1 protein-coding gene is annotated in these 564 nt (G+C 57.3%); it reads left to right on the top strand.

The window, feature by feature from the left end; translation table 11 throughout:
- Positions 1-564: UvrB/UvrC motif-containing protein (locus tag DBR24_RS03840; protein ID WP_256591267.1), on the top strand; the 564-nt coding region annotated here is incomplete at both ends.

Genomic DNA, 564 nt, shown 5'->3' with positions numbered 1-564 from the left:
CAACGAAACCGAGGCGTTGCTGCTTGAGCAGACGCTGATCAAGGAATGGCGGCCGCCGTACAACATCCTGCTGCGCGACGATAAGTCTTACCCCTATGTGTTTTTGTCCGATGGACAGTTCCCGCGGCTGAGCATCCACCGAGGCGCGAAAAAGGCCAAGGGCAAGTATTTCGGTCCGTATCCGAGTGCCGGTGCCATCCGTGAAAGTCTCAGCTTGTTGCAAAAGACTTTTTTCGTCCGTCAATGCGAAGACAGCTACTACAAGAACCGTACCCGGCCGTGCCTGCAGTATCAGATCAAACGCTGCAAGGCGCCTTGCGTCGGACTGGTCGAGCCTGAGATCTACGCCGAAGATGTGCGTCACTCGGTGATGTTCCTTGAGGGGCGCAGTCATGCCTTGACCAATGAACTGTCCACGGCGATGGAAGAGGCGGCGATCAATCTCGAGTTCGAGCGCGCTGCCGAGTTGCGTGATCAGATCGCGCTGTTGCGTCGGGTTCAGGATCAACAAAGCATGGAGGGGGGCACCGGGGATATCGACGTCATCGCCGCATTCGTCAACCC

The sequence above is a fragment of the Pseudomonas sp. HMWF006 genome, assembly GCF_003061205.1.
In the GTDB taxonomy this organism is placed as follows: domain Bacteria; phylum Pseudomonadota; class Gammaproteobacteria; order Pseudomonadales; family Pseudomonadaceae; genus Aquipseudomonas; species Aquipseudomonas monsensis.
Note: the sequence above shows the minus strand (reverse complement) of the source record. Positions and strands in the feature narration are given on the sequence as shown.